1 pseudogene is annotated in these 250 nt (G+C 67.2%); it reads right to left on the reverse strand.

The window, feature by feature from the left end:
• Positions 1 to 250: pseudogene (locus AC6UDF_RS07360) on the reverse strand (hypothetical protein); the annotation flags it as partial.

Consider the following 250-nt stretch of genomic DNA (forward strand, 5'->3'; position numbering starts at 1 on the left):
GGGCGGTCTTGACCACTACCGGCTCTTCCACCTGATCCATGCGCGCCTTGGTGCCCTGCGCCTGCGGGCGGGTGCGCAGCCACGCGGCGTAGGCGTCGAGGTCACCATCGAACGGTTCGACCACGCCATCGGCCACACGCCAGTAGGTGTCGCAGACCAGACCGATCAGGTGGCGGTCATGCGAGACCATCACGATCGCGCCCTCGAAGGTGGCCAGTGCTTCGGCCAGCGCTTCGCGCATTTCCAGGTC

The sequence above is a fragment of the Fructilactobacillus sp. X2R6C1 genome, assembly GCF_059901295.1.